Source organism: Burkholderia singularis (assembly GCF_900176645.1).
GTDB lineage: Bacteria > Pseudomonadota > Gammaproteobacteria > Burkholderiales > Burkholderiaceae > Burkholderia > Burkholderia singularis.
Window position 1 is genome coordinate 1 of the sequence record NZ_FXAN01000014.1, and the last position, 22,678, is coordinate 22,678.

Here is a 22,678-nt window from a genome sequence, read left to right on the forward strand (position 1 = left end):
TTTCGCTTTGAACGCCGCTGAGTGCGTCCGTCGGGTTCTCTTCGTCATCTTCCGGGTTCCTTTGCCGGCATTATCGCCGGCTCAGGCCCCGAGCGTTCCACTTATCCGGCTGTCCGAATTTGCGCAGCCACCTCTTCCGCCTAGGCAATGCACGGAGCAGCAGATAGAACAAGTCATCGCCACATCTATCTGGCGTTCGTAGGGTTGGCAATCAACGATCGGTCCGGCCAGTCACGGTCCGCGCCCGTCGCACCGATACCCTGAACCACTGCTCCTAATGCGCATATAAATCATCTCTGGTTAACAGAATATGTTAATGGCGTTATCATTAAAGTCACGATTCCTTTTTGCGCGCGGGCATCGGTGAAACCGTTTTGGGTGAAGCGCCGGACCTTGCCGGCACCCGGACACGCGGGGCAATCCCATCGCGGCCGTTCCGTAAAACGTCGCGCCATCCATGCTGCTCGGTACCGAGCCGCCAAGCCACTGCCATTCGATGCCCGTGCATTACTTCCGAAGCCTGACGGGAAAGCAACGTAACGCCCACGCCAACCGTCAGTTGGGATTCTCGCTTGCCTTCATCGCGGGTGCGATCAACGCCGGCGGATTCTTGGCTGTCAAGCAATACACGTCTCATATGAGCGGCATCGTGTCGGCGATCGCGGATCAGCTCGCACTGGGCGACGTGCCGCTCGCGCTTGCCGGCATCGGCTCGCTGTCGTCGTTCATTTTCGGTGCCGGCTGCTCCGCCGTCCTGATCAATTGGGGACGCCGCCGCGATCTGCACAGCCAATATGTGCTTCCGCTGCTCGTCGAGGCGGTGCTGCTGCTGTTGTTCGGACTGCTGGGCAGTCATCTCGCGCTGCGCGAAGCGTTCTTCGTCCCCGTCACGGTAGTTCTGCTCTGCTTCATCATGGGACTGCAAAACGCAATGATCACGAAGTTGTCCGGCGCAGAGATCCGTACCACGCATATGACGGGGATCGTGACCGACATCGGCATCGAGCTGGGCAAGCTTTTTTACTGGAACTCGTCGAAGGCAGCCGTAGGAGCCAAAGCCGTGATCGCCAACCGCACGAAACTGAAAATTCACGCGACCATGCTCGCCTCATTCTTCACGGGCTGCGTGACAGGCGCACTCGGCTTCAAGCATGTCGGCTATGTGTCGACCGTGCCGCTCGCGGCGATATTGGTCGCGCTCGCGATCGTGCCGATCATCGACGATATGCTGGCTTTTCTTTATCGACGGAACCGTTAGCGGCCGAGCGCGGCTCGTCGTCAAACGAGCCGATTGCAAGGCATTACCGCCTGACGCGGCTAGCCAACGAAAGACGCGGAGCGGCTCCGCACTATCCGCACGAAGCGTCCGAAGGCTATCGGAAACCTTATCGCACCAAGCTGTCGCGCGTTTGGGCGGCGCTCCGAAGCGAATGCATTACAATCGGATTCACATATCTGCCTGAACCATGCCGAGATGGAAACGAAAACCGCACGATTGACCGTTCTGATCGACCCTGCCAAAAAGAAAGCATTCGAAACGCTGTGTGCGGAACAGGATCTCACTCCATCGCAAGTCGTGCGCCAGCTCATTCGCGAGTATCTGGCGCAGCATGGCGTGACGTATAAAACGAAAAGCGCGCTCGGCGGCCGAGCTCGCCGACGGACCGAATAACCGCACGCGCGCGCCGTACCGAATATTCTCCGTTGCGCGGTTATACTCCGCACTCATCGGACGCATCGCTGTCTGCCAAATGATTCGTCATCCTTCGGATATCGGGGTGTCGAATTTCTACGATTCGCTCCGACTCGCTACCTCGCTCCTACCGAATGCTGACCTCTAACCGGCGGGCACGGCTTCCTGCGCACGCAGCAGCATGAACGCACCGCTCGCTGTCGAAGCCAGATGACATGCGCGGCGCACGTGCCCATGCGTAAGCGGCAGTCCGAATCGATCTCATGCGTCATTTCGCGGTTGATAATCTTTTTACAGTAGCGGGCTTATTTTTTACCGCGTTTCGATATTTTTGAAACCATACTGTTCCGTCTATCGATGCAGGTTTAAGCCAATTCGAAAGCGGATATGCATGCGCATGCATGCTTTATCGTTTGTCGTGCGCGCCTGCCTCACCGACGACGATGTCCGACTATCTGCCGATCCGTTATCCGCTCCAAAGTGTGCCGCAACGCGCATCGTCTGATCGCACGACGGTCGGCGGGCTCCAGCGTCCCGCAAGCGTTGCAGCCACTCATCCAGCCCGGTTTCCCTCTCCGGCGTTCACCGGCTGCCGGAGCGTTTCATCCGTTGTTTTCCATTCATCATGACAGAGCTTTCGATCATCAAGACATCGCTTTTCGCTGCCGCGATATCCGGCACGCTTGTCGCTTCCGCGCACGCTCAGAGCAGCGTCACGTTATACGGTCTCATCGATACCGGTATTGTTTATACCAACAATCAGAACGGCCACAGCAGCTGGCGAATGGGCACCAGCTCGACGCAGAACACCGTCTTCGGGCTCAAGGGAGCCGAGGATCTGGGTGGCGGTTTGCACGCGGTGTTCAAGCTCGAGCAAGGCTTCAATCTGAACAACGGCAGCCAGGCGTTCTCCGGTGACGCATTCGGCTCGCAGGCATGGGCGGGACTGCAAAGCGAGCCATACGGCACGGTGACGTTCGGCCGCCAGTTCGATGTGCTCAATGATTTGCTCGGACCGCTATCGGCCGGCAGCAATACCTGGGGCGGTAATCTGGCCGCGCATCCGTTCGGGAACGACAACCTCGCCGCGAATTCCGTCACGGCCAACAATACGGTCAAGTACGTGAGCCCCACGCGCTATGGCGTCACGGCCGCAGGCATGTATTCGTTCAGCAACCAGGCGGGCGGCTTTGCGAACAACCGTGCATACGGGATCAGCGCCGCGTTCGCGCAAGGGCCCGTCAATGTCGCGGCAGGCTATTTGCAGTTCAACAACGCGGGCGGCGGCCCGGCGGGCGGCAATCCGAACGGCGCGCTCGCGCAGAGCGACAGCAGCGCGAACTTCATAGCAAAACGACAGCGCATCTGGGGTGCCGGCGGCAGCTACGCGCTGGGCCCGGCCACCGTCGGGCTGGTGTGGAGCCACACGCAGATCGACGACATGATCAACGTGATGTCGCTCGGCAGCGGCAGTTACATGCCGCTTCATGGCACGCTGCGCATCGACAACTATGAAGTCAACGCGAAATACGCGATCACGCCGGCATGGGTCGTATCGGCCGCTTACACATTGACCGACGGCGCTTATTCGAACGGGGCGACGAACGCGTCTCCCAAATGGAACACGGTGATGCTGCAAACCGCTTATTCGCTGAGCAAACGCACCGATGTCTACGTCGAAGGCGTGTATCAGCACGTGCATGGCGCGCCTTCCGGCTCCGCGCTCGCCAATGCGATGATCAATACGCTGTCGCCGTCTTCGACCGGTACGCAAGTGGCCGTCACGGCCGGCCTGCGGCACGCGTTCTGAGCGCGCGGCAACGCCCGTTCCCCTCAGCGGCGGCACTCAACGGATGCCGCCGCAAGATCCGGCACGGCGCGGTACAACCCGGGCGATGCGCCACACTCCGCGGCAACGCGCGGCGCGACGCCGTCGCATCGGCACACGCCGCTCCATCCCGCCCGTTACGCAGCAACCGGCCCGCGACTCGGCAGGGCCTCGGGCTTCGGCATCGCGCCGCGCCAGTCCTCGCCGCCTTCGAGCGCGGGCGTCGAGTCGAACAGCTCCGCGATCCAGTCGGCAAACACGCGGACTTTCGCCGACAAATGACGGTTGTTCGGATAAACGATCGAGATCGGCTTGGGCTTCGGATTGAAGTCCGGCAGCACTTCCCGCAGGGTTCCGTTGAGCAGATGCGGCAGCACCATGAAGAGCGTCGGCTGAATCATTCCAAAGCCCTCGATGCCACATGTCACATAGGCATCCGAATCGTTGACGAGAACCACGCCGTCCATCCTGACCTCAACCGTCTTGCCGTCGATCAGAAACATCCACGGCAGCGGCCGGCCGCCGTGGTTCGCGGGGAAATTCACCGCGTGATGTTCGGCCAGATCCTCGATCGCGCGCGGCTCGCCGTGGCGCCGCAGATAATCGGGTGACGCGCAGGTCACGCGCCTGAGCATGCCGATCCGGCGCGCGACCATCGACGAATCCTCGAGCGGGCCAACCCGGATCATGCAATCGACGCCCTCCTCGATCGGATCCACCAATCGGTCCGACAACCCCAGATCGAGCGTGATGTCAGGGTAGCGCTGACGGAACATCGACAGCGCGGGTATCACGAGCCGGCGCCCGAGCGAGCCCGGCATATGAACCCGCAACGCGCCGCTTGGCTTGCGGTTGCCCGCCTGAAAGCTCGCGTCCGTCTCCGCGATCTCGGCCATGATCTTGATACAGTGCTCGTAGTAAGCGGTGCCGTCCGGCGTGAGCGCGAGCCGGCGAGTCGTCCGGTTCATCAGTCGCACGCCGAGCAGTGCCTCGAGATTCTGGATGATCGTCGTCACCGTCGCGCGCGGCATGCCGAGCGTGTCGGCCGCCCGCGTGAAGCTGTTCGCGTCGACTACGCGCGTGAAAACTTCCATTGCCTGGATGCGGTCCATGCTATCCCCTTCGAATCGCCAACAGCGCAAAATAGAACTCCGGCGATATCCGATACAAGTCGTTTTCTTATTATTCGTGTTCACCGAATAGTGATGCACGCCGGCGCCGCGCGCGCTTGCCGCGCCCGCGAACGTCCGCGTCGATTGTTGGAAACGCCTGCGCCCCGGGGCGGTTCTTGCAAAAGGGACGCGCGGTAGCAGCAAAACCGGTCCGCGCATCCGGCCGCCCCTGCGATGCGCGCTTTTGCGCGCCGCCGCCGCGTCAACGCACGAACCGTAGCGTATGCTCGGCCGCTCCCGGCAGAAAAGGCTGGGGTGCGCCCTTCACCCATGCATCGTGGCCCGCCAGAAAGAATGGGCTGAACGGATGGCCGCTCTGCCCGCCCGGCATGTTGAAAATACCGCCCTCCTCGTGCCCGGGCGACACGACCATGCGCTCCGACTGTCCAAAATCCGGCCCGGCCACGCGCGGCATATGGATATCGCCCGGCACCTGATCGGCCGGTGCGGACAGCCAGCGCCCGAAAAATGGCACGCTGCGCGCGAACGGATGGGCGATGCTCAGCGTATTGCGCGCCCCCCAGGTCGCGCCGGCGAGCGGCGCGCCGTCCACGGTCAGGGCCGCGATCGTCTTGTCGATTGCGCTCAATTGCACGTCGCGCCAGTTCGATGTGCCGCCCGGCAACCACGCGGCCGGCCGCTCGTCGAGCAGCCGCGCGACGAGCACCGGCCAGCGCGGATTCGCCAGCGCGTAATCCGCGCCGGCGTCCAATTGCTTCAAGCGCGCGTCGAGGCCGCCGAACAGCATGTCGTACAGGCGAAACAGGAAGCCGCGCGCGAGCGTGTAGCCGACCGAGTCGACACTCGCCCGGCCCGTCCAGCCGTGTTCAAGCAACCGTTTGAATTCGGCGCGCGCCGGATGGTCGGCGAGCGCAGCGTCGTCGAGCACGCGCAGTGCGCGCTCGCGCCACGGCGACATGAAGCGCGCGCGATCGTCGAGGTCGACCTGATAGGCGGCACGCTCGTCGGTACGGCCGAGCGCCGTCAGCGCATCGCGCAATTGGCCGGCGCGCGCGCCGAGATCCGCGCCGCCGTCGCCGATCAACTGGTACGCGTCGCCCGCCAATTGCCGGCTGTTCGCCGTCCACAGCTGACCGGCCGCCGGATCGACGATGCGCGGATACGCATCGGGCGGCAACGGCACGCGCCACGACGGCGCACCGTCGTCCGCGCTCGCACGGCGATCGGGCAACGCGCCCGCGATCGTCCAGCCGATGTGGCCCGCGCTGTCGCCGATCACGATGTTCTGCGCGGGAATGCCGGCCGCATGGGCGATGTGGATCGCCTCGTCGACATCGTGAGCGTCGGACATGCGCGCCAGCGCCAGATTCACCGCGCCGGGCGTCTGCGCAATCCAATGGACTGCGTAGTATTGGCCGCCGATCTCGCGTACCGGCCCGACGGACGTTTGCAGCACGGTCATCTGGACCGGCGCGGCGTCGCGCACCCGGATCGTTTCGGTATAGGCGTGCGCGGCTTCCCACGTGCCACCGAGCCGGAAGGTGTGCGCATCGCTCTCGTGCGGCTCGAGCGGCACCAGTTCGAGACCGTTCACGTAGCCGTTGGTGAACCCCCACGCAACCTGGCCGTTGCTGCCGACCACGACAGCCGGCACGCCCGGCAGCGTGACGCCGGCAACGCGCCGCACCACGCCTGCGTCGCTCCGATACGCAAACGCGGCACGATACCAGATGTTCGGCAGCCGCAGCCCCAGATGCATGTCGTCGCCGACGATCGCCGCGCCGGTCGCGCTGCGAGGGCCGGCCAGCACCCAATTGTTGCTGCCGACCGACGATTGATCGTCGATCGAGACGAGACGTGCGCCGACGTTGCCGGGGGGTTGCGGCGGTGCGGCACGCAACCATGCGGGCGCGGCATCGGGCACCGGCGCGGCCGGCCCGGCGATCGCGGGCGCATCGAGCGGCGCATCAAAACGGCTCGATTCAGGCAGCAAAAACGCAAGCTGACGCGGCTCGGCATGTTCCTGCAACCAGCGCCGCGCGACCGCGCGCGACGCAAGCCTGCCTTGCAGATCGAAATACATCGCCCAAATCGCGAGCAGCGAGTCCTCCGGCCGCCACAATCTCGGCGGCATCCGCAACAGCCCGTATTCGAACGGACGAACATGCAGCGCGGACAAGCCGTCGTTGACGCCTTGCGTGTAGCGCTGCAACAACCGCGCATCGTCGACCGGCAGTTGCGACAATGTGTCCGCGGCAAGCTCGCGCAGCCGGAACGATCGATGCTCGCGATCGACGCCAAGCGCCTGCGGCCCAAACAGTTCCGACAGTTCGCCCGCGCCGATCCGCCGCAGCAAATCCATCTGGAAGAACCGGTCCTGCGCATGCAGATAGCCGATCGCATAGGCCGCATCGAAGCGGTCGCGCGCGGTGATCGTCGGCACGCCGAGCGCATCGCGCCCGGCCGTCACCGGCGCGCCGAGCGTCGGCACGCGCACGTCGCCGTCGAGCTGCGGCAGGCTCGCGCGCAGCCACGCGGCCACGCCTGCGGCCACGGCCAGCAGAATCATCAATATCAGGCCCGACAGGATCTTGAGCCAACGCAGCGTACGGTTTTTGTTCGGTGTCATGAATGCGCGAGTCCATCGGTTTGGAGTGATCGCGTAGCGCGTCGGGCAGCGCGGCCGTGCTGCGCATATTCATTGGCGGCGCGCGTTGCGTCAAGGTCGGCGCAGTCGAATTTGCGCGCAGGCGTTCATCTTTGGCGCGCGGCCGGCGCCGCCGGCGCCCGCAGCGGCGCAAGCGTCATGAAAGCGAAATCGTTTCCAAAACGTGTTGCTTTCCGGGCCAATCCGTAAGGAATACTGCACGAATTGGTACTAAACTACTCGAAACGGGCGTCGCCTGCGCCGGCGCCCTCGGGGAGATGCCGCCATGAACCGGCCGCTGATTCGGATCGCGCCGCGCCCGTCCGGGACGCTGCCATCCTGGAAGAGTGTCAAATGGTCGCTGGTGGCGATCGTGGTGATCGCGCTCGCCGCCGCGACGCGGCTCGTCCAGATCGAAATCGACACGTCGTGGCTGCAAGCGCGGTTTCTGTCGGCGCTCACGCGCGGCATCGGCTACGAACCCGGTGACGGCGTCAGCCACCGGATCCGCTTTCCCGAGCGCGGGCCGTACGATCTTCGCCTCGGCTACGCGCTGCTGCCGTCGTTCGAGCACCGCCTGTTGTCGCGAGGCTTTGCCGTCGCGTCGCAAGCGCGTGCGTCGGAGCGCATGCTAGCGCTCGCCGACGACGGCCTGTTTTTGCCCTACGGCGAAAAAGATCAGGCCGGCCTGTCGATCGTCGACACCGCGAACGCACCGCTCTTCGACGCCGTCTATCCGCATCACGTCTATCGCGACTTCGCCGCGATCCCGCCGGTCATCGTCCAGTCGTTGCTTTTCATCGAGGACCGCTACCTGCTCGATCCCGATCAGCCCAGCCGCAATCCCGCGATCGACTGGGGCCGCTTCAGCCGCGCGCTCGCGGACCAAGCCACGCGCGTCGTGAATCGGCATCATGCGGCGGCAGGCGGCAGCACGCTCGCGACGCAGATCGAGAAATTCCGGCACTCGCCCGACGGGCGCACGGCGACGCCGCCGGAGAAACTTCGGCAGATCGCGTCGGCGTCGGTACGCGCGTATTTGAACGGCGCGCAGACGATGCCCGCGCGCCGGGCGATCGTGGTCCATTACCTGAACGCCGTGCCGCTCGCCGCACGGCCCCATATCGGCGAAGTGACGGGCTTGGGCGATGGCCTTGCCGCGTGGTACGGCCGCGACTTCGACGAGGTCAACCGCCTGCTCGCCGCGCCGTTCACGCCCGACAACGCCGGCGCGCAAGGCGTCGCGTTCAGGCAGACGCTGTCGCTGATGATCGCGCAGCGCGCGCCGTCATACTTCCTGAATCGCGGCTATCCGGCGTTGCAGCGGCTCACCGACAGCTATCTGCGCTTACTCGCGAGCAATGACGTGATTGCACCGCCGCTGCGCGATGCCGCGCTGGCCGCGCGCATCGAGCGCAGCGGCGCGCCTGCGCAGCCCCCCGCGCCATCGTTCGTCACGCGCAAGGCAGTGACGTCGGCGCGCGCGTATCTGCTCGGCGCGCTTGGCGTCGACAACGTCTACCAGCTCGACCGCCTCGATCTGCGCGCGACCGACACGCTCGACAACGCCGCGCAGCAAGCGGTCGCGGCGGCGCTGGCGCGCGCGTCGACGCGCGACGGTGCGCGCGCCGCGGGCCTGTATGGCTTCGAGATGCTGCGCCCAGGCGATGATCCGTCGAAGATTCTGTATAGCTTCACGCTGTACGAACGCCACGGCGGCGCGAACCTGCTGCGCGTGCAGACCGACAGTGTCGACCAGCCGTTCGACATCAACCAAGGCGCGCGGCTGAACCTCGGTTCGACCGCGAAACTGCGCACGCTCGTCACGTATTTACAGATCGTCGCCGAGCTGCATACGCGCTATGCGGCGATGAGCGACACGGAACTCGCGCAGATCAAGCCCGATCCGTCCGACGCGCTCACGCGCTGGGCGCTCGACTATCTGATGCACGCACCGAATCGCTCGTTGCAGCCGATGCTCGATGCCGCAGTCGAGCGCAAATATTCGGCCAACCCCGGCGAAACCTTCTATACCGGCGGCGGCGCGCAAAGCTTCACGAATTTCGCGAAATGGGAAAACCACAGCGTGCTGAGCGTGCGCGCCGCATTCCGGAATTCGGTCAATCTCGTGTTCGTGCGGCTGATGCGCGACATCGTGCGTTACGAAACGATCCGCGCGAACGGCCCGCCGTCACAATGGCTCGACGATCCGGCAGAGCGCCGCCGCTATCTGCTGCGCTTCGTCGACGACGAAAGCCGCGTGTACGTGAAGCGCTTTTATACGAAGTACGCGGGCCGATCCGGCGACGGCGCGCTCGCTGCGATGCTCGACAACGTGCGCAAATCGCCGCCGCGCGTCGCGACGGTGCTGCGCAGCGTCGCGCCCGACGCGCCGCGCGAATGGTTCGATGCGCAGATGCGCGCGGCGCTGCGGCACACACCCGCCGCCCAAACGCTGTCGGACGACGCGCTCGCGAAGCTCTATGCGAAGTACGCAGCCGATCGCTTCAATCTCAACGACTGCGGCTACATTTCCGGGGTTCACCCGCTCGCGCTGTGGACGCTCGCGTATCTGCGCGCGCATCCGAACGCCGCGCTCGACGACGTGCAGAACGCGAGCCGCGACGCACGGCTGAGCGCATACACATGGCTCTTCAAAACGCGCTATCACGCGACGCAGGACCGGCGGATCCGCCGCATCGTCGAGCTGCGCGCATACGATGCGATCGGCGCGTCGTGGCGCGCGCTCGGTTATCCGTTCGAGCATCTGACGCCTTCGTATGCGGCGGCGATCGGCGCGTCGGGCGACCAGCCGGCCGCACTCGCGAAGCTGGTGGGCATCATCGCGAACGGCGGGATGAAGGTGCCGGACGAACGGATCGCATCGCTCGACTTCGCGCGCGGCACGCCTTACGAAACCCGCTTCGTGCATACGGCAGGCACGCCGCAGCCGCTGCTGTCGCCGGAAATCGCGAACGAAGCGCGCGCGCTGCTGCGCGAAGTCGTTCAGCAGGGCACCGGCCGGCGTCTCGCGCAGGGGCTGACGTTCGCCGACGGCAGGACGCTCGACGTATACGGCAAGACCGGCACGGGCGATCAGCGTTACAACGTGTATGCGCGCGGCGCGCGCTTGATCGAATCGCGCAAGGTCAACCGCAGCGCGACGTTCGCGTTCGCACTCGGCGAGCGCTTCTTCGGCGTGCTGACCGCCTATGTGCACGAACCCTATGCCGCCCGCTACGATTTCACGAGCGCAATGGCGGTGCAGTTGCTGAAGTCGCTCGCGCCGGCGCTGCAGCCGCTCGTCGCACAGCCCGCGCGGCAAACAAATGCGCTACGGCCCGCCGCGCTGCCCGCGGATCATCCGGCGCCGCGAGCGCGTGCTTCATACGTCATTGACTGATCACGCACACTTGCCGCACGTAGGCGAATCGGCCGAGCCCAGACGGGAGAGCAGGGCGCGCGCCTGCTCGACGACATCGCTCGCGAGCGGCCGGAACGTAAAGCGCTCGGCCTGCGGCAACCGGACGAAATGCGCGCGACTGCTGCGCGCATAGGCGGGATCGTAATGCACGTCGACGAGTTCCTCGAACAGCTCGCTGCGCCGATCCTCGTCGAGCAGCGCATGCCATTTGCCGATCCGCGCGTGCCCATGCAGCGGCACGAGTTTTTCGAGCTGAATCTTGAAGAACGTGGTGAGATCGAACAGATGCCCATAGTCCTGCAACAGCAACTCGACGCGCTCGTCCCGCGCGGTTTCGACGTTGACGCAATCCGCGCGATGCATGCCGTTGAGCAGCGAAAGCGGCAGTGCGATCGCGCCGATGCGCCGGCTTTCCGCCTCGACGAAGACCGGCCGCCCGCGATCGAAACCGCGCAGCGTGCGTACCAGAGCCGTGTCGAACGCTTTCTGCGACGGTTGCTCGCCACTGGGCAGCGCGCCGAGCAGCGAGCCGCGGTGTGCGGCAAGCGCCTCGAGATCGAGCGTCTGCGCGCCGGCGGCCGCGAGCGCGTGCAGCAGGCGCGTCTTGCCGCTGCCAGTATGTCCCGTCAGCACGACGTAGCGAAATCCGTCGGGCAGCGTGTCGAGCGCCTCGATGACCGAACGGCGGTACGTCTTGTAGCCGCCGTCGAGCTGGCACGCACGCCAGCCGATCATGTTGAGCCAGACGGTCATCGCGCCGGAACGCTTGCCGCCACGCCAACAGTAGACGAGCGGGCGCCAGTTGCGCGGACGATCGGCGAACGTCGTATCGAGATGCGCGGCGATATTGCGCCCGACCATCGCCGCGCCCACGCGCGTCGCCTCGAACGGCGACACCTGCTTGTACATCGTACCGACGATCACCCGTTCCTCGTTGCTGAGAACGGGCGCGTTCAGCGCGCCGGGAATATGGTCTTCCGCATATTCGAGCGGCGTGCGGACATCGATGATCTCGTCGAATTCATCGATCCGGTCGAGGGAAACGGGTTGGGGGTTCAACGTATCGGGTACGGCGGGGCCGCATCGCAGGCGCAAAGGGGCCGCTATTATCGCACGTGCGCCCGCTGCGCCGGCCGGGGTGGCTGCCGAATGCGCCAGCCGGTGCAAACCGTGCGCCGACGCATGCGGTCGCGCTCCTTTACTTGCGGCGCGCCTTGCTGAGCACGACCGTCTCGAACAGCTCGTACTCGGCCGTAGGCTTCTGGTCGGCGCCAGGCGCATGGTAGTACTTCACCGTGATCGACGTGTCGCCGCCGCGCTCGCCCGGATCGTAGTCGAACACCGCGATCCCGTAGCCCGTGCCGGTATCGTGCCGCGCGGACCAGATCGCGTCCTCGAGCGCATCCGCGCCATGCCGCACGAACGTATTCGGCGCCGCGCCCGGCACCGGACGGTTTGGCTTCGTGAACACGCGCGCCTGCGGCAGCCCGGTGGCCGGATTCTCGCCGTAAGTATCGGCCGGCGCGCTCGTGCCGCCGCCGCCGAGAATCAAATGGATCGTGCCGTGCGTCGTGTCGTACTTGCCGTCCACCGGCTCCGACGTGATCACTGGCCGCGGCTGCAACGTATCGACCACCTCGCCCGTCACGGCATCGACGCCCGTGCGATGCCGGCAGCCGCGCACCGGAAAGCTGCGCTCGTAGTCGTGGTCATGGCCGCACAGCACGAGATCGACGCCATAGCGATCGAACAGCGGCAGCCACGCTTCGCGGATGCCTTTGTCGGAGCCGTTGCCGCTCTTGGACGAACTCAACGCGTCCTGATGCATCTGCACGACGATCCAGTCGATGTCGCGATCGCACGATGCGCGGCGCAGTGTCTGTTCGAGCCAGCGCGTTTGCTCGCCGCGACTGTAGCCGCGCAAATAGAACGACGTGCCGGGCTCGATCGCCGGATTGCCGGTGCTCGCCGCGGGCACGAGCGGATTCGGGCCCGCGACGAACGCGCCCGCATCCTGATAGACGACGTCGTCCGCATCGAGCGACACGAACAACACCGCGCCGACGCGAAAGCTGTACCAGCGCCCCGGAAAACGCGTGCCGTTCTCCGGCAGCGTGTAGCGCGCGAGATACGAATCGAAGCCTTGCGGGCCATTGTGAAACTCGACTTCGTGATTGCCGGGGCATGGCATCCACGGACGATTCGCGGCCGATGTCTGGTTGTTGTTGCCGAAATCGCGCCACACGGCCGGCTGATGCTGCGGGTTCAGGTTCGCATAGCAAAGATCGCCGTTCAGCAAATGGAAGAGCGGCTCGAAGCGCTCGACCGCCTGCACCGCGAAACGGCTTTGCGGCGACGACAGCACCCAGCCGGTGTTCGGCGTCGCGAGATCGCCGTAGCTCGTCCAGCGAAACGGCGCGCGGCCGTGCGGCGCCGTCCGGAAACGCGCGGCGAACGGCTGCGCGGCATTGCCGTCGTTGTCGGCCGTGACCTCGTAACGGTAGACGGCACCGGGCTTCAGGCCGTGCAGCCGCGCATGATAAGTGAACACCACCTCGCCGTTCAGGCCGTCTGTATAGGCGCGCTGCACGCCATGCGCCGTGCGCCACGCGCTGTCCGGGCCCATGAAGCGCACGCGCGGATTCACCGCGGCCGCAAGCGTCGCCCACGACACGATCACCTCCGACGCGTCGCCATTGCCCCAGGTCAGATGGATCTGCTCGGGGGTGCCGTCCGGCGCGGCGGCCGCCGCCCGCGCGGCAGCGAAGCCGCTCGCCGCGCTCGCGAAGCCGGACGCGCCGGCGAATTTCAGGAAGCCGCGGCGCGACACGCACGCGTGCGGATCGGCGGGCGGCTTGCCGGATGTTTCGGGCGTTTCGGATGTTTCGGGCGCTTCGCTGGCGGTCTTGTTCGGCATGGCTGTCGTTCTGCTTTCGGCGGTCGAGGGGCGAAAGGCAGCTTTCGCTGCGCGGAGAAATCGTTGCAATACAGGACGCGACGATAGACCGGAAAGTGTGACGACGCGATGTCATCGCGTAGGCGCGTAGGCGCTTAGCGTATGGTGCGACTGCGACTGCGACTGCGACTGCGACTGCGACTGCGACTGCGACTGCGACTGCGACTGCGACTGCGACTGCGACTGCGACTGCGAGCAGCACGGTAAGCACGCGTATCACGCAATGCAAGCTCCATTCGGCTAAACGTCCGGCATCCGGCGCCCGCCCGGACATCACGATGCCAGCTGCACGCGCGCCCTGCGCACCTCATAACGCCCGCGCCCCGCCGCCTCGCCGCGCGCGACGGCTTGCGCTTGGCCTGCTTCGCTTCGCGCTCCCGGCTCCATTGCTCGAGCAGCGCGCGCGTCTGAGCATTGATCGTCGCTTTCAGCAGCGCCACGCGTGCATCGTCAAACTCGTTCCATTGAAGCAACGTGAGCATCGAACGCCGCGCGGTATGAAAAATCATGAATTGGCCAAACAGGCTCGACATCCGAATCAGCGTGACGGGATCGTCCGGCGCGCTGCCCGTGATGCGCGCGATGAGCGCCGCGCCCACGTCGTTAAGCGGCCGGCGCACGCGCCGCGTGATGATCTCGGTCGCGCTGTCCGGCTCGTAGCCGGCCTGTTCGCGCGCAAAGAACATCCGCTGGCTCTGTTTATTCGCCTTCTCGAACATCCGCCCGGCGACGATTTCCAGGATCTGCACGAATGCCTCGATCAGCTCGGGCACCGGCGCGTTCGCGTCGAGCACCCGCCGCGCGTGCTCGACGGCAGGCCCGAACTCGTTCCACGCCTGATCGGCGATCGCCTCGATACACGCGCGGTACACGCCTTCCTTGTTCTCGAAGTAATACTGCAACGCGGGCGCATTGACGCCCGCGCGCGCCGCGATGTCGCGCGTGGACGCGCCGGCGAAACCATGTTCGCCGAACAGCTCGACGGCCGCCTCGATGATGCGCTGCTTCGTCTCTTCTCCGCGCGCGTAGCCGGCGGCCGACGCACGGCGAAGCTTCTTCGCCTCTTTCATAACCTTCTCGTGAATCGTCTTTGCGCATTCTACTTGACTTATTTTTATCAAGTGGAATAATTCTTCCGCCTGGAATAAATTGAACGGAATCGGACAGTCAAGATGTCGACAGCAGCAGGCAATCCGCCGAAAGGAAATCGCCAGGAAGACGCGGCGGCGCCCGCGCGCCGGCCGTCGAAACGCACGATCGGGATCGTGCTGGGCGTGATCGCCGCGATCGCGGGCGCGATATGGCTCGCGCGCTGGTGGAGCGTCGGCCGCTTCATCGAAAGCACCAACGATGCGTACCTGCAAGCGGACAGCGTCGTGATCGCGCCCAAGGTGTCGGGCTACGTGACCGACGTCTATGTGCGCGACAACCAGCCAGTGCATGCGGGAGACCCTCTCGTGCGCCTCGACGTGCGCCAGTACCGGGTGTCGCTCGACCAGGCGCTCGCGACCGTCGACGCGCGCCGCGCCGACATCGCGCGCGCCGAAGCCGAGATCCGGCAACAGCAGGCGAACATCGCGCAGGCGGATGCGCAACGGCGGCTCGCGCAGGTCAGCGCGCGCCATGCGAGCGACGAGGTCGCGCGTTATGCGCCCCTCGTGTCGACGGGCGCCGAAACCGCCGAGCGTCTCGCCGATTTGAAGAGCACACGCGACCAGGCGCAGGCGACGCTCGCCGCGAATACCGCGGCGCTCGCCGCCGCGCGCTCGCAAATCGCATCGACGGGCGCGCAGCTCGCGCAGGCGCGCGCGCAGTTGGAGGCCGCCGAGGCAAACGCCGCACAGGCGCGCCTCGATCTGGACAACACGATCGTCAAGAGCGCGTTCGCGGGGCGCGTCGGCGACCGCACGGTGCGCGTCGGCCAATACGTGCAGCCCGGCACGCGTCTGCTGACCGTCGTGCCGGTGCAGGACACCTACCTGGTCGCGAACTTCAAGGAAACGCAAATCGGCCGGATGCGCGCGGGCCAGCCGGTCGCGCTGAGCATCGATGCGCTGCCCGGGCGCAAGCTGCACGGCGTCGTCGACAGCTTCGCGCCCGGCACCGGCTCCCAGTTCGCGCTGCTGCCGCCCGAGAACGCGACCGGCAATTTCACGAAGATCGTCCAGCGCGTGCCCGTGCGCATCCGCGTCGATGCCGATCGCGATGCGCGCGACGTGCTCGTGCCGGGTCTGTCCGTCACCGTCGACGTCGACACGCGCTCGAACCCGGGCGACGATACGGCGAAACGTCATGGCTGATGCGAACACCGCGGCCATGCCGCCGCACCCCGAGCGCGCGAGCGCGACCGATTGGATCGCGGTTGCCGCAGGCGCGCTCGGCGCGCTGATGGCAACGCTCGACATCTCGATCACGAACTCGGCGCTGCCGCAGATCCAGGGCGAGATCGGCGCGACCGGCACCGAAGGCACGTGGATCTCCACCGGCTACCTGATGTCGGAAATCGTGATGATTCCACTTGCCGCGTGGTTGACGCGCGTGTTCGGGCTGCGCAACTTCCTGCTCGCGAACGCGGCGCTCTTCATCGCGTTCTCGATGATGTGCGGCTGGTCGGGCACGCTCGCGATGATGATCGCCGGACGCATCGGCCAGGGCTTCACGGGCGGCGCGCTGATCCCGACCGCGCAAACCATCATCCGCACGCGGCTGCCGGTCTCGCAATTGCCGGTGGGCATGACGCTGTTCGGCCTCATCGTGCTGCTCGGCCCGCTGTTCGGGCCGGTGCTCGGCGGCTGGCTCGCGGAAAACGTGAGCTGGAGCTGGTGCTTCTTCATCAATCTGCCGGTCTGCATCTTGCTGATGACGCTGCTGCTCGTCGGGCTGCCATCGGATCGGCCGCAGTGGCACGCGTTCGTCAACGCCGACTGGCTCGGCATCGCCGGGCTCGCGATCGGCCTGAGCACGCTGACCGTCGTGCTCGAGGAAGGTCAGCGCGAGCGCTGGTTCGAATCGCAGATGATCGTCACGCTCAGTTGCATCTCCGCGTTCGGCATGCTGCTGATCGCGCTGTCGCAGCTCACCGCGAAGCGGCCAATCATGCGGCTCTCGCTGATGCGCAATCCGCGCTACGCGAGCGTGATCGTCATCGTGTCGGCGGTCGGCGCGGCGCTCTACGGCGTGTCGTACCTGCTGCCGCAGTTCCTGAGCATCGTCGCCGGCTACAACGCGCAGCAATCCGGCGCGATCATGCTGCTGTCTGGGTTACCCGCGTTCCTCGTGATGCCGATCCTGCCGCGCCTGCTCGGCAAGGTCGATTTCCGCGTGCTCGTGATCGGCGGGCTGCTGCTGTTCTTCGCAAGCTGCATGCTCGACATCGACCTCACCGCGCAAAGCGTCGGCCACGACTTCGTCTGGTCGCAGCTCATCCGCGGCGTCGCGCAGATGCTCGCGATGATGCCGCTCAACCAGGCGTCGATGGCAGCCGTCGCGCGCGAGGATTCGGGCGACGCGGCGGGCCTCTACAACATGGCGCGCAATCTCGGCGGCTCGATCGGGCTCGCGATCATCGGCACCGTGATCGATCGGCGCACGACGTTTCACGCCGCGAGAATCCGCGAATCGCTGAGCGCGAACTCGGCGCTCGGCCAGGAGCGGCTTGCCGCGAACGCGGCCGGCTGGTTCGCTCAGACAGGCGATCTCGCCTACGCGAAGATGCGTGCGCTCGGCCAGCTCGCGCTGCAGATCCAGCAGCAGGCGGTCGTGATGACCTACTCGGAAACCTTCTATCTGCTCGGGCTGGCGCTGCTCGCATGCGTGCCGCTCGCGCTCCTGCTCAGGACGCCCGCGAGGCAGCAGAACGCGCCGTCCGCAGGCCACTGACGAATCGATTCACCATGATTGCTCCTCGCTTTTCCCGCACCGGGTGCGCCGCGCTTGCCGCACTCGCCGCGTGCGCGCTTGCCGGCTGCACGGTCGGCCCCGATTACCGCGGCGCGCCGAGCGCGCCCGACGGCGTGCAGCACGCGCGGACGTTCGTACGCGCACCGGCGGCAGGCGTCGCAAGCGTCACGCCCGAGCCGAGCCGATGGTGGCTCGCGCTCGGCGATACATATCTGAACGACCTGATCGACGCGGCGCTCGCGCACAACCCGGATCTGCACGCCGCGCAAGCGCGGCTGCGCGAGGCGCGCGCGCAACTCACCCGACAACGCGCCGCGGCGCTGCCCAAGGCGTCCGCCGATGCCGCCGCGCTGCGCATGCGCGCGCCCGATGCCAGCGTGATCGGCTTGCCCGCGGGCGCGGCGCAAAACGCAGCGATGCCGGCCGCGATGGCCGGCACCGGCCCGCTGCAGCTCTACACGGCAGGCTTCGATGCGACCTGGGAAATCGATCTGTTCGGCGGCACGCGGCGGGCGACCGAGGCCGCGTCGGCCCAGGCGGACGCGGTCGAGGCCGATCTCGCCGATACGCAGGTGTCGCTTGCCGCCGAGGTCGCGCAAGCGTATATCGATCTGCGCGACGAGCAGCAGCGCCTCGCGCTGTCGCAACGCACGGCCGACATCCAGCAAAAGATGCTCGATCTCACGCTGCAGCGCCGCGCGCGCGGCGTAGCCGCTGACGCCGACGTCGAGCGGCTCACGACCCAAGTGGAAAACACCCGCGCGACGCTGATTCCGCTCGACGCGCAAGTAAGCGAATCGCTCGACCGCCTCGCGGTGCTGACAGGCCGCGCGCCCGGCGCGCTCGACGCCGCGTTGTCCAAGCCCGCGCCGCTGCCCGGGTTGCCGGCGTCGGTGCCGATCGGCGAGCCGGCCGCGCTGCTCGCGCGCCGCCCCGATATCCGCGCGGCCGAGCGCCGGCTCGCGTCGAGCAACGCGCAAATCGGCGAGCGTATCGCCGACTACTTTCCGAAGCTCACGCTGATGGGCAATCTCGGCTTTTCCGCGAGCGCGCCCGGCCATCTGTTTCGCCAGCAAAACTTCAGTTGGATGGGCGTACCGTATCTGCAATGGAACGTGCTCGACTTCGGCCGCACCCAAGGCGCGGTGCGCGCGGCCGAGGCGTCGCGCGACGAGGCCGACGCACGTTATCAAAAGACCGTGCTTGCCGCGCTGCAGGACGCGAATGCCGCGCTGTCACGTTACGGCCATCAACGCGAGCACGTCGTTACGCTGCGCAAGGTCGAAACGTCGGCGAGCCATTCGGCGGCGCTGATGCGTCAGCGCTATGCGGCGGGCGTATCCACGCTGATCGATCTGCTCGACACGCAGCGCGAGGAATTCAGCGCGCAGCAGAACGTGATCGCAGGCCACGCGGAATTGCTGAAGGACTACGTATCGCTGCAAAAAAGCCTCGGGCTTGGCTGGCAGCCGGCTGTGAGCCCGACGGTGAGTACGGCCGCGAGCCCGGTTGCGAGTGCGGTTGTAGGTCAGACGGTGGGTTCGGTTACGAGCCCGAATTGAAACCCTGACGGCGATGACGGTCTCGGCTTGCGCGCCCGCCCGCGTTACGCGAATGCAGCCGAAGCGAAGGTCCGCTCGCGCTGCGCTCGATCCATCGCGGACCGCCGATTTCCGCGCACGGGCGACTGAGCGCAGCGCACCGCCACAAAAGAAGCGATGCATAACCGGGCGCCAAGCCGCCCGGCGAGTCGCACCGGAAAACCGGCGGCCGCACGCCGCGTCACTGCGACCGGCCGTCGTAATGCTGGACGGTAACCGCGTCGAGATCGATACCTTCGACGCATCGCAGATTGATCGCCGCCATTGGGTTGCCCTTCGGATCGACGCCTTCGCCAAACGGATGAATGCCGCACACCGCGCAGAAGTGGTGCTTGATCACATGCCGATTGAACGTATAGGTGCTCATGCGCTCCTGCGGCATGAGCAGCCGCAAGCTGGCACGCGGCACGAACCACATCAGCGCACCCTTGCGCGAACAGAGCGAGCAATTGCATGCGAGCGCTCCGCCGATTTCGCCTTCGACCTCGAACTTCACATTGCCGCAATGGCAACTGCCGGTATATAGCATGACCGCCTCCTTGACCAGGACTGAATCGGATAGGCGTCGAGCCGGCTCTGGGGCCGGTTGCCGAGCGCGCGATCACGGTAGCTCAGCCGATGGCGGCACGCAATTGGGGAGCTGCCGTAGCGGCGGGTCGGCGGGTCGGCGCGTCGGCGCGTCGGCGCGTCGGCGCGTCGGCGCGTCGGCGCGTCGGCAAGCATAAACCCCGAGCGGCGATCGCGGCCTGCCGTGACAGGGTCGGCCAAATAGCGCCAGCCCTTCTATCCTGGAAAATTGATCCACGGTCTCCCAGACCATCGCACGGTATCTCGAGCCTGCCTTCATGGACCGAATCCGCGAGCGCGCAATATGTCTTAACCGTTCGAAATTGGCCCTATCCGTCGACCCGGGTCCGGCATGCCGGGTCAAATGCCCGGCACTCAGCACATTGCACGCCAAGCAAAATGAGGAAAGGGGCCCGGGGCCAGCGGCGCATGTAGATTTCTTCTCAATCCCGAAAGCCGCTGGCAAATCACGACAAGCCGTTACTTCACCCGCCTCAAGGTACTCGAATCGACGTGCGTAAACGGCTTGTTGTACACGTGCAACCCAGTCTGTTGCGAATACTTTAATTCGTCTCCCGTTATGTCGATATTAATCAAAAAATCATTCGTTTTATCATTTTTCGACATAAATTGCGATTCAGCCACACCATGCGATTTAAGCGTCATTTTCTCGCCCGCCTTCCCCTCGGCCAAAACGCACACCGCCCGCGGAATACAAAACGCATCGTAGACCATCTGGTTTTTCTTATCGTAGATCAAATATCCACGCTGATCGTGAAACTTCTTGCGATCCGATCGCCGAAATACCTCTTGCTTGTAATACATCGCGACAAGATATTGCTCGCTCGCATTCGTGGCGTCAGCGGCCGGCTCGAACGTCAGCACTTCGTAGTATGGCGATACCGAGGGCATCCCCTTGCCCACTTTCGAGGTAGCTTGTCCAGGAGCAACATCGACGCCACCGGACTCTATGGTCTTCCAGGTTCCAACCAACTTCGCCAACGGCCCAAAATCCATTCCATCGATTACGGTATCTTTTGCATGGGACGTCATCGATGCGAAAATCATTGAACAAATAATAAACTTTCTCAACATTTCCCCCTCCATTTCTCGCCATGGACGGATACAGCATATCATATAATATTATCAAGATAAGTATTTTCAGAGACAACCTGAAATAATACGATCAAGGATTCGCATATATATTTAAATTGCTCGAAATCCCTTTCGAATCCAATGATTGATTCGCACCCTTCCGCAATCGTCCCCTCGCTGTTTCATCGGCCCCGCCGATTTCATCACGCGATATAAACATCATTGCGCCAATATTCCAAAGTACTGACGCATAAACCAAGAAAATCAAAGCGCCGGTGCCATTGCGCCAAACAGCAGGTTACCGGTCCGAACACATAAACGCGAAAAACTGGATGAATGCTCCGCGCACATTGAGCCAGGCAATGACGCCGGCGCAGAAACGGCTGCATCCCGGTCAACCGAAATCGGCCCCAATCGCGCCGAACCGCAACGCTACGCCGCCGCCCCTCCCGAGCCCCGCCCGCATCCTGACCACTATTTGCACAACCGCGCGATCGATTCTGCTTATCCCGCCCGCGGATGTACGATGTTGCGCGCGAAATCGTCAGAACCAGGAGACACCCAGATGAAAATCATCCGCCTCGAAACCTTCGTCGTCCCGCCGCGCTGGCTGTTTCTGAAGATCGAAACCGACGCGGGCATCGCCGGCTGGGGCGAACCGATCGTCGAAGGCCGCGCGCACACCGTCGAGGCGGCAGTGCACGAGCTGGCCGACTATCTGATCGGCCAGGACCCGCTGCGCATCGAAGATCACTGGCAGGTGATGTACCGCGCCGGCTTCTATCGCGGCGGCCCGATCACGATGAGCGCGATCGCCGGCATCGACCAGGCGCTTTGGGACATCAAGGGCAAGCATCACGGCGCGCCCATCCATGCGTTGCTCGGCGGCCCCGTGCGCGATCGCATCAAGGTCTATTCGTGGATCGGCGGCGACCGCCCGAACGACGTCGCGAACAACGCGCGCGCCGTCGTCGAGCGCGGCTTCCAGGCGGTGAAGATGAACGGCTCCGAGGAGTTGCAGATCATCGACTCGTTCGACAAGGTCGAGCGCGTGATCGAAAACGTCGCCGCGGTACGCGACGCGGTGGGGCCATACGTCGGCATCGGCGTCGATTTTCACGGCCGCGTGCACAAGCCGATGGCCAAGGTGCTCGCGAAGGAACTGGACCCATACAAGCTGATGTTCATCGAGGAGCCCGTGCTGTCGGAGAACGCGCAAGCGCTGCGCGACATCGCGAACCAGACCAGCACGCCGATCGCGCTCGGCGAGCGGCTCTACTCGCGCTGGGATTTCAAGCACATCCTTGAGGGCGGCTATGTCGACATCGTGCAGCCGGACGCGTCGCACGCAGGCGGGATCACCGAATGCCGGAAGATCGCGACGCTCGCGGAAAGCTACGACGTCGCGCTCGCGCTGCACTGCCCGCTCGGACCGATCGCGCTCGCCGCGTGCCTGCAGCTCGACGCGGTCAGCTACAACGCATTCATTCAGGAGCAGAGCCTGGGCATCCACTACAACCAGGGCAGCGATCTGCTCGACTATCTGTGCAACCCGGACGTGTTCCGCTACGCGGACGGCTTCGTCGCGATTCCGCAAGGCCCAGGGCTCGGCATCGACGTCGACGAGGAAAAAGTCCGCGAGATGGCGAAGACCGGACATCGCTGGCGCAACCCGGTCTGGCGGCATGCGGACGGCAGCGTCGCGGAATGGTGAGCGCTAAGGCCGGCGTCGCGGCGGGGCCAGTCACGCCGCTTCGCTGTGCCCGGATCGCTTGGCCCGTGCGCGCCGAACGCCCGCGTGGCGCCTCACCGGGCGCCGCGGGCTACGATCGCA

Annotated in this window: 15 protein-coding genes; 8 read left to right on the plus strand and 7 right to left on the minus strand. The window is 65.1% G+C overall.

Annotated elements, in window-relative coordinates; translation table 11 throughout:
- Positions 1-496 precede the first annotated feature (496 nt).
- The 3 genes from BSIN_RS01470 (at position 497) to BSIN_RS01480 (ending at position 3,503) form a co-directional block, all read left to right on the plus strand.
- The gene (locus tag BSIN_RS01470) at positions 497-1,258 is read left to right on the plus strand and encodes a YoaK family protein (RefSeq protein ID WP_089339348.1); all 762 of its coding nucleotides are present in this window, start codon (positions 497-499) and stop codon (positions 1,256-1,258) included.
- Between the two features lie 216 nt (positions 1,259-1,474).
- A complete protein-coding gene (locus BSIN_RS01475; RefSeq protein WP_059520576.1) occupies positions 1,475-1,672 on the plus strand; it encodes a ribbon-helix-helix protein in 198 nt (65 codons plus the stop codon).
- A 664-nt stretch (positions 1,673-2,336) separates the two neighbouring features.
- Positions 2,337-3,503, plus strand: a complete 1,167-nt coding sequence (locus BSIN_RS01480; protein WP_089339349.1) for a porin — start codon at positions 2,337-2,339, stop codon at positions 3,501-3,503.
- 155 nt (positions 3,504-3,658) lie between these two features.
- Here BSIN_RS01480 and BSIN_RS01485 read toward each other — a convergent pair whose 3' ends face one another.
- Both BSIN_RS01485 and BSIN_RS01490 read right to left on the minus strand, forming a co-directional pair.
- Positions 3,659-4,633, minus strand: a complete 975-nt coding sequence (locus BSIN_RS01485; protein ID WP_089339282.1) for a LysR family transcriptional regulator — start codon at positions 4,631-4,633, stop codon at positions 3,659-3,661.
- Positions 4,634-4,895: 262 nt separating this feature from the next.
- On the minus strand, positions 4,896-7,283 hold the full coding sequence (locus BSIN_RS01490; RefSeq protein ID WP_089339283.1) for a penicillin acylase family protein: 2,388 nt from the start codon (positions 7,281-7,283) through the stop codon (positions 4,896-4,898).
- 304 nt (positions 7,284-7,587) lie between these two features.
- On the opposite strand from BSIN_RS01490, the gene BSIN_RS01495 reads away from it, so the two are divergent.
- The gene (locus tag BSIN_RS01495; protein ID WP_089339284.1) at positions 7,588-10,704 is read left to right on the plus strand and encodes a transglycosylase domain-containing protein; all 3,117 of its coding nucleotides are present in this window, start codon (positions 7,588-7,590) and stop codon (positions 10,702-10,704) included.
- On the opposite strand, the gene mnmH is transcribed toward BSIN_RS01495, so the two are convergent.
- The 3 genes from mnmH to BSIN_RS01510 all read right to left on the minus strand — a co-directional run bounded on the left by mnmH (position 10,705) and on the right by BSIN_RS01510 (position 14,751).
- On the minus strand, positions 10,705-11,784 hold the full coding sequence (gene mnmH, locus BSIN_RS01500; RefSeq protein WP_089339285.1) for a tRNA 2-selenouridine(34) synthase MnmH: 1,080 nt from the start codon (positions 11,782-11,784) through the stop codon (positions 10,705-10,707).
- Positions 11,785-11,923: 139 nt separating this feature from the next.
- On the minus strand, positions 11,924-13,642 hold the full coding sequence (locus tag BSIN_RS01505; RefSeq protein WP_256583528.1) for a purple acid phosphatase family protein: 1,719 nt from the start codon (positions 13,640-13,642) through the stop codon (positions 11,924-11,926).
- Between the two features lie 134 nt (positions 13,643-13,776).
- Positions 13,777-14,751, minus strand: coding sequence for a CerR family C-terminal domain-containing protein (locus BSIN_RS01510; protein WP_175581860.1), 975 nt, complete (start codon positions 14,749-14,751; stop codon positions 13,777-13,779).
- Positions 14,752-14,853: 102 nt separating this feature from the next.
- Between BSIN_RS01510 and BSIN_RS01515 the strand changes: the two genes are divergently transcribed.
- The 3 genes from BSIN_RS01515 to BSIN_RS01525 are packed head-to-tail and all read left to right on the plus strand — an operon-like array spanning position 14,854 to position 19,143.
- Positions 14,854-15,981, plus strand: coding sequence for an HlyD family secretion protein (locus BSIN_RS01515; protein ID WP_089339286.1), 1,128 nt, complete (start codon positions 14,854-14,856; stop codon positions 15,979-15,981).
- Complete coding sequence (locus BSIN_RS01520; protein WP_089339287.1) at positions 15,974-17,560, plus strand: MDR family MFS transporter; 1,587 nt, start codon at positions 15,974-15,976, stop codon at positions 17,558-17,560. Before BSIN_RS01515 ends, BSIN_RS01520 begins: the two co-directional genes overlap by 8 nt.
- Positions 17,561-17,574: 14 nt before the next feature.
- A complete protein-coding gene (locus BSIN_RS01525) occupies positions 17,575-19,143 on the plus strand; it encodes an efflux transporter outer membrane subunit (RefSeq protein WP_089339288.1) in 1,569 nt (522 codons plus the stop codon).
- A gap of 220 nt (positions 19,144-19,363) precedes the next feature.
- Here BSIN_RS01525 and BSIN_RS01530 read toward each other — a convergent pair whose 3' ends face one another.
- Entirely contained in the window at positions 19,364-19,711 is a 348-nt protein-coding gene (locus BSIN_RS01530) for a GFA family protein (RefSeq protein WP_089339289.1), read from the minus strand.
- Positions 19,712-20,229: 518 nt separating this feature from the next.
- Positions 20,230-20,844 (minus strand): heme-binding beta-barrel domain-containing protein, encoded by a 615-nt coding sequence (locus tag BSIN_RS01535; protein ID WP_069235334.1) that lies wholly within the window; start codon positions 20,842-20,844, stop codon positions 20,230-20,232.
- 565 nt (positions 20,845-21,409) lie between these two features.
- Here BSIN_RS01535 and dgoD point away from each other — a divergent pair.
- Positions 21,410-22,558 carry a galactonate dehydratase gene (dgoD, locus tag BSIN_RS01540; RefSeq protein WP_089339290.1) on the plus strand — a complete coding sequence of 383 codons (1,149 nt, stop codon included), beginning with the start codon at positions 21,410-21,412 and terminating at the stop codon, positions 22,556-22,558.
- The last annotated feature ends 120 nt before the right edge of the window (positions 22,559-22,678 follow it).

What these genes read in the sequence shown, in the direction of transcription:
- BSIN_RS01470 (WP_089339348.1), top strand. Translation starts at nt 497, where the DNA reads ATGCCCGTGCATTACTTCCGAAGCCTGACGGGAAAGCAACGTAACGCC.
- BSIN_RS01475 (WP_059520576.1), top strand. Translation starts at nt 1,475, where the DNA reads ATGGAAACGAAAACCGCACGATTGACCGTTCTGATCGACCCTGCCAAA.
- BSIN_RS01485 (WP_089339282.1), bottom strand. Translation starts at nt 4,633, where the DNA reads ATGGACCGCATCCAGGCAATGGAAGTTTTCACGCGCGTAGTCGACGCG.
- BSIN_RS01490 (WP_089339283.1), bottom strand. Translation starts at nt 7,283, where the DNA reads ATGACACCGAACAAAAACCGTACGCTGCGTTGGCTCAAGATCCTGTCG.
- BSIN_RS01495 (WP_089339284.1), top strand. Translation starts at nt 7,588, where the DNA reads ATGAACCGGCCGCTGATTCGGATCGCGCCGCGCCCGTCCGGGACGCTG.
- BSIN_RS01505 (WP_256583528.1), bottom strand. Translation starts at nt 13,642, where the DNA reads ATGCCGAACAAGACCGCCAGCGAAGCGCCCGAAACATCCGAAACGCCC.
- BSIN_RS01510 (WP_175581860.1), bottom strand. Translation starts at nt 14,751, where the DNA reads ATGAAAGAGGCGAAGAAGCTTCGCCGTGCGTCGGCCGCCGGCTACGCG.
- BSIN_RS01515 (WP_089339286.1), top strand. Translation starts at nt 14,854, where the DNA reads ATGTCGACAGCAGCAGGCAATCCGCCGAAAGGAAATCGCCAGGAAGAC.
- BSIN_RS01520 (WP_089339287.1), top strand. Translation starts at nt 15,974, where the DNA reads ATGGCTGATGCGAACACCGCGGCCATGCCGCCGCACCCCGAGCGCGCG.
- BSIN_RS01525 (WP_089339288.1), top strand. Translation starts at nt 17,575, where the DNA reads ATGATTGCTCCTCGCTTTTCCCGCACCGGGTGCGCCGCGCTTGCCGCA.
- BSIN_RS01530 (WP_089339289.1), bottom strand. Translation starts at nt 19,711, where the DNA reads ATGCTATATACCGGCAGTTGCCATTGCGGCAATGTGAAGTTCGAGGTC.
- BSIN_RS01535 (WP_069235334.1), bottom strand. Translation starts at nt 20,844, where the DNA reads ATGTTGAGAAAGTTTATTATTTGTTCAATGATTTTCGCATCGATGACG.
- dgoD (WP_089339290.1), top strand. Translation starts at nt 21,410, where the DNA reads ATGAAAATCATCCGCCTCGAAACCTTCGTCGTCCCGCCGCGCTGGCTG.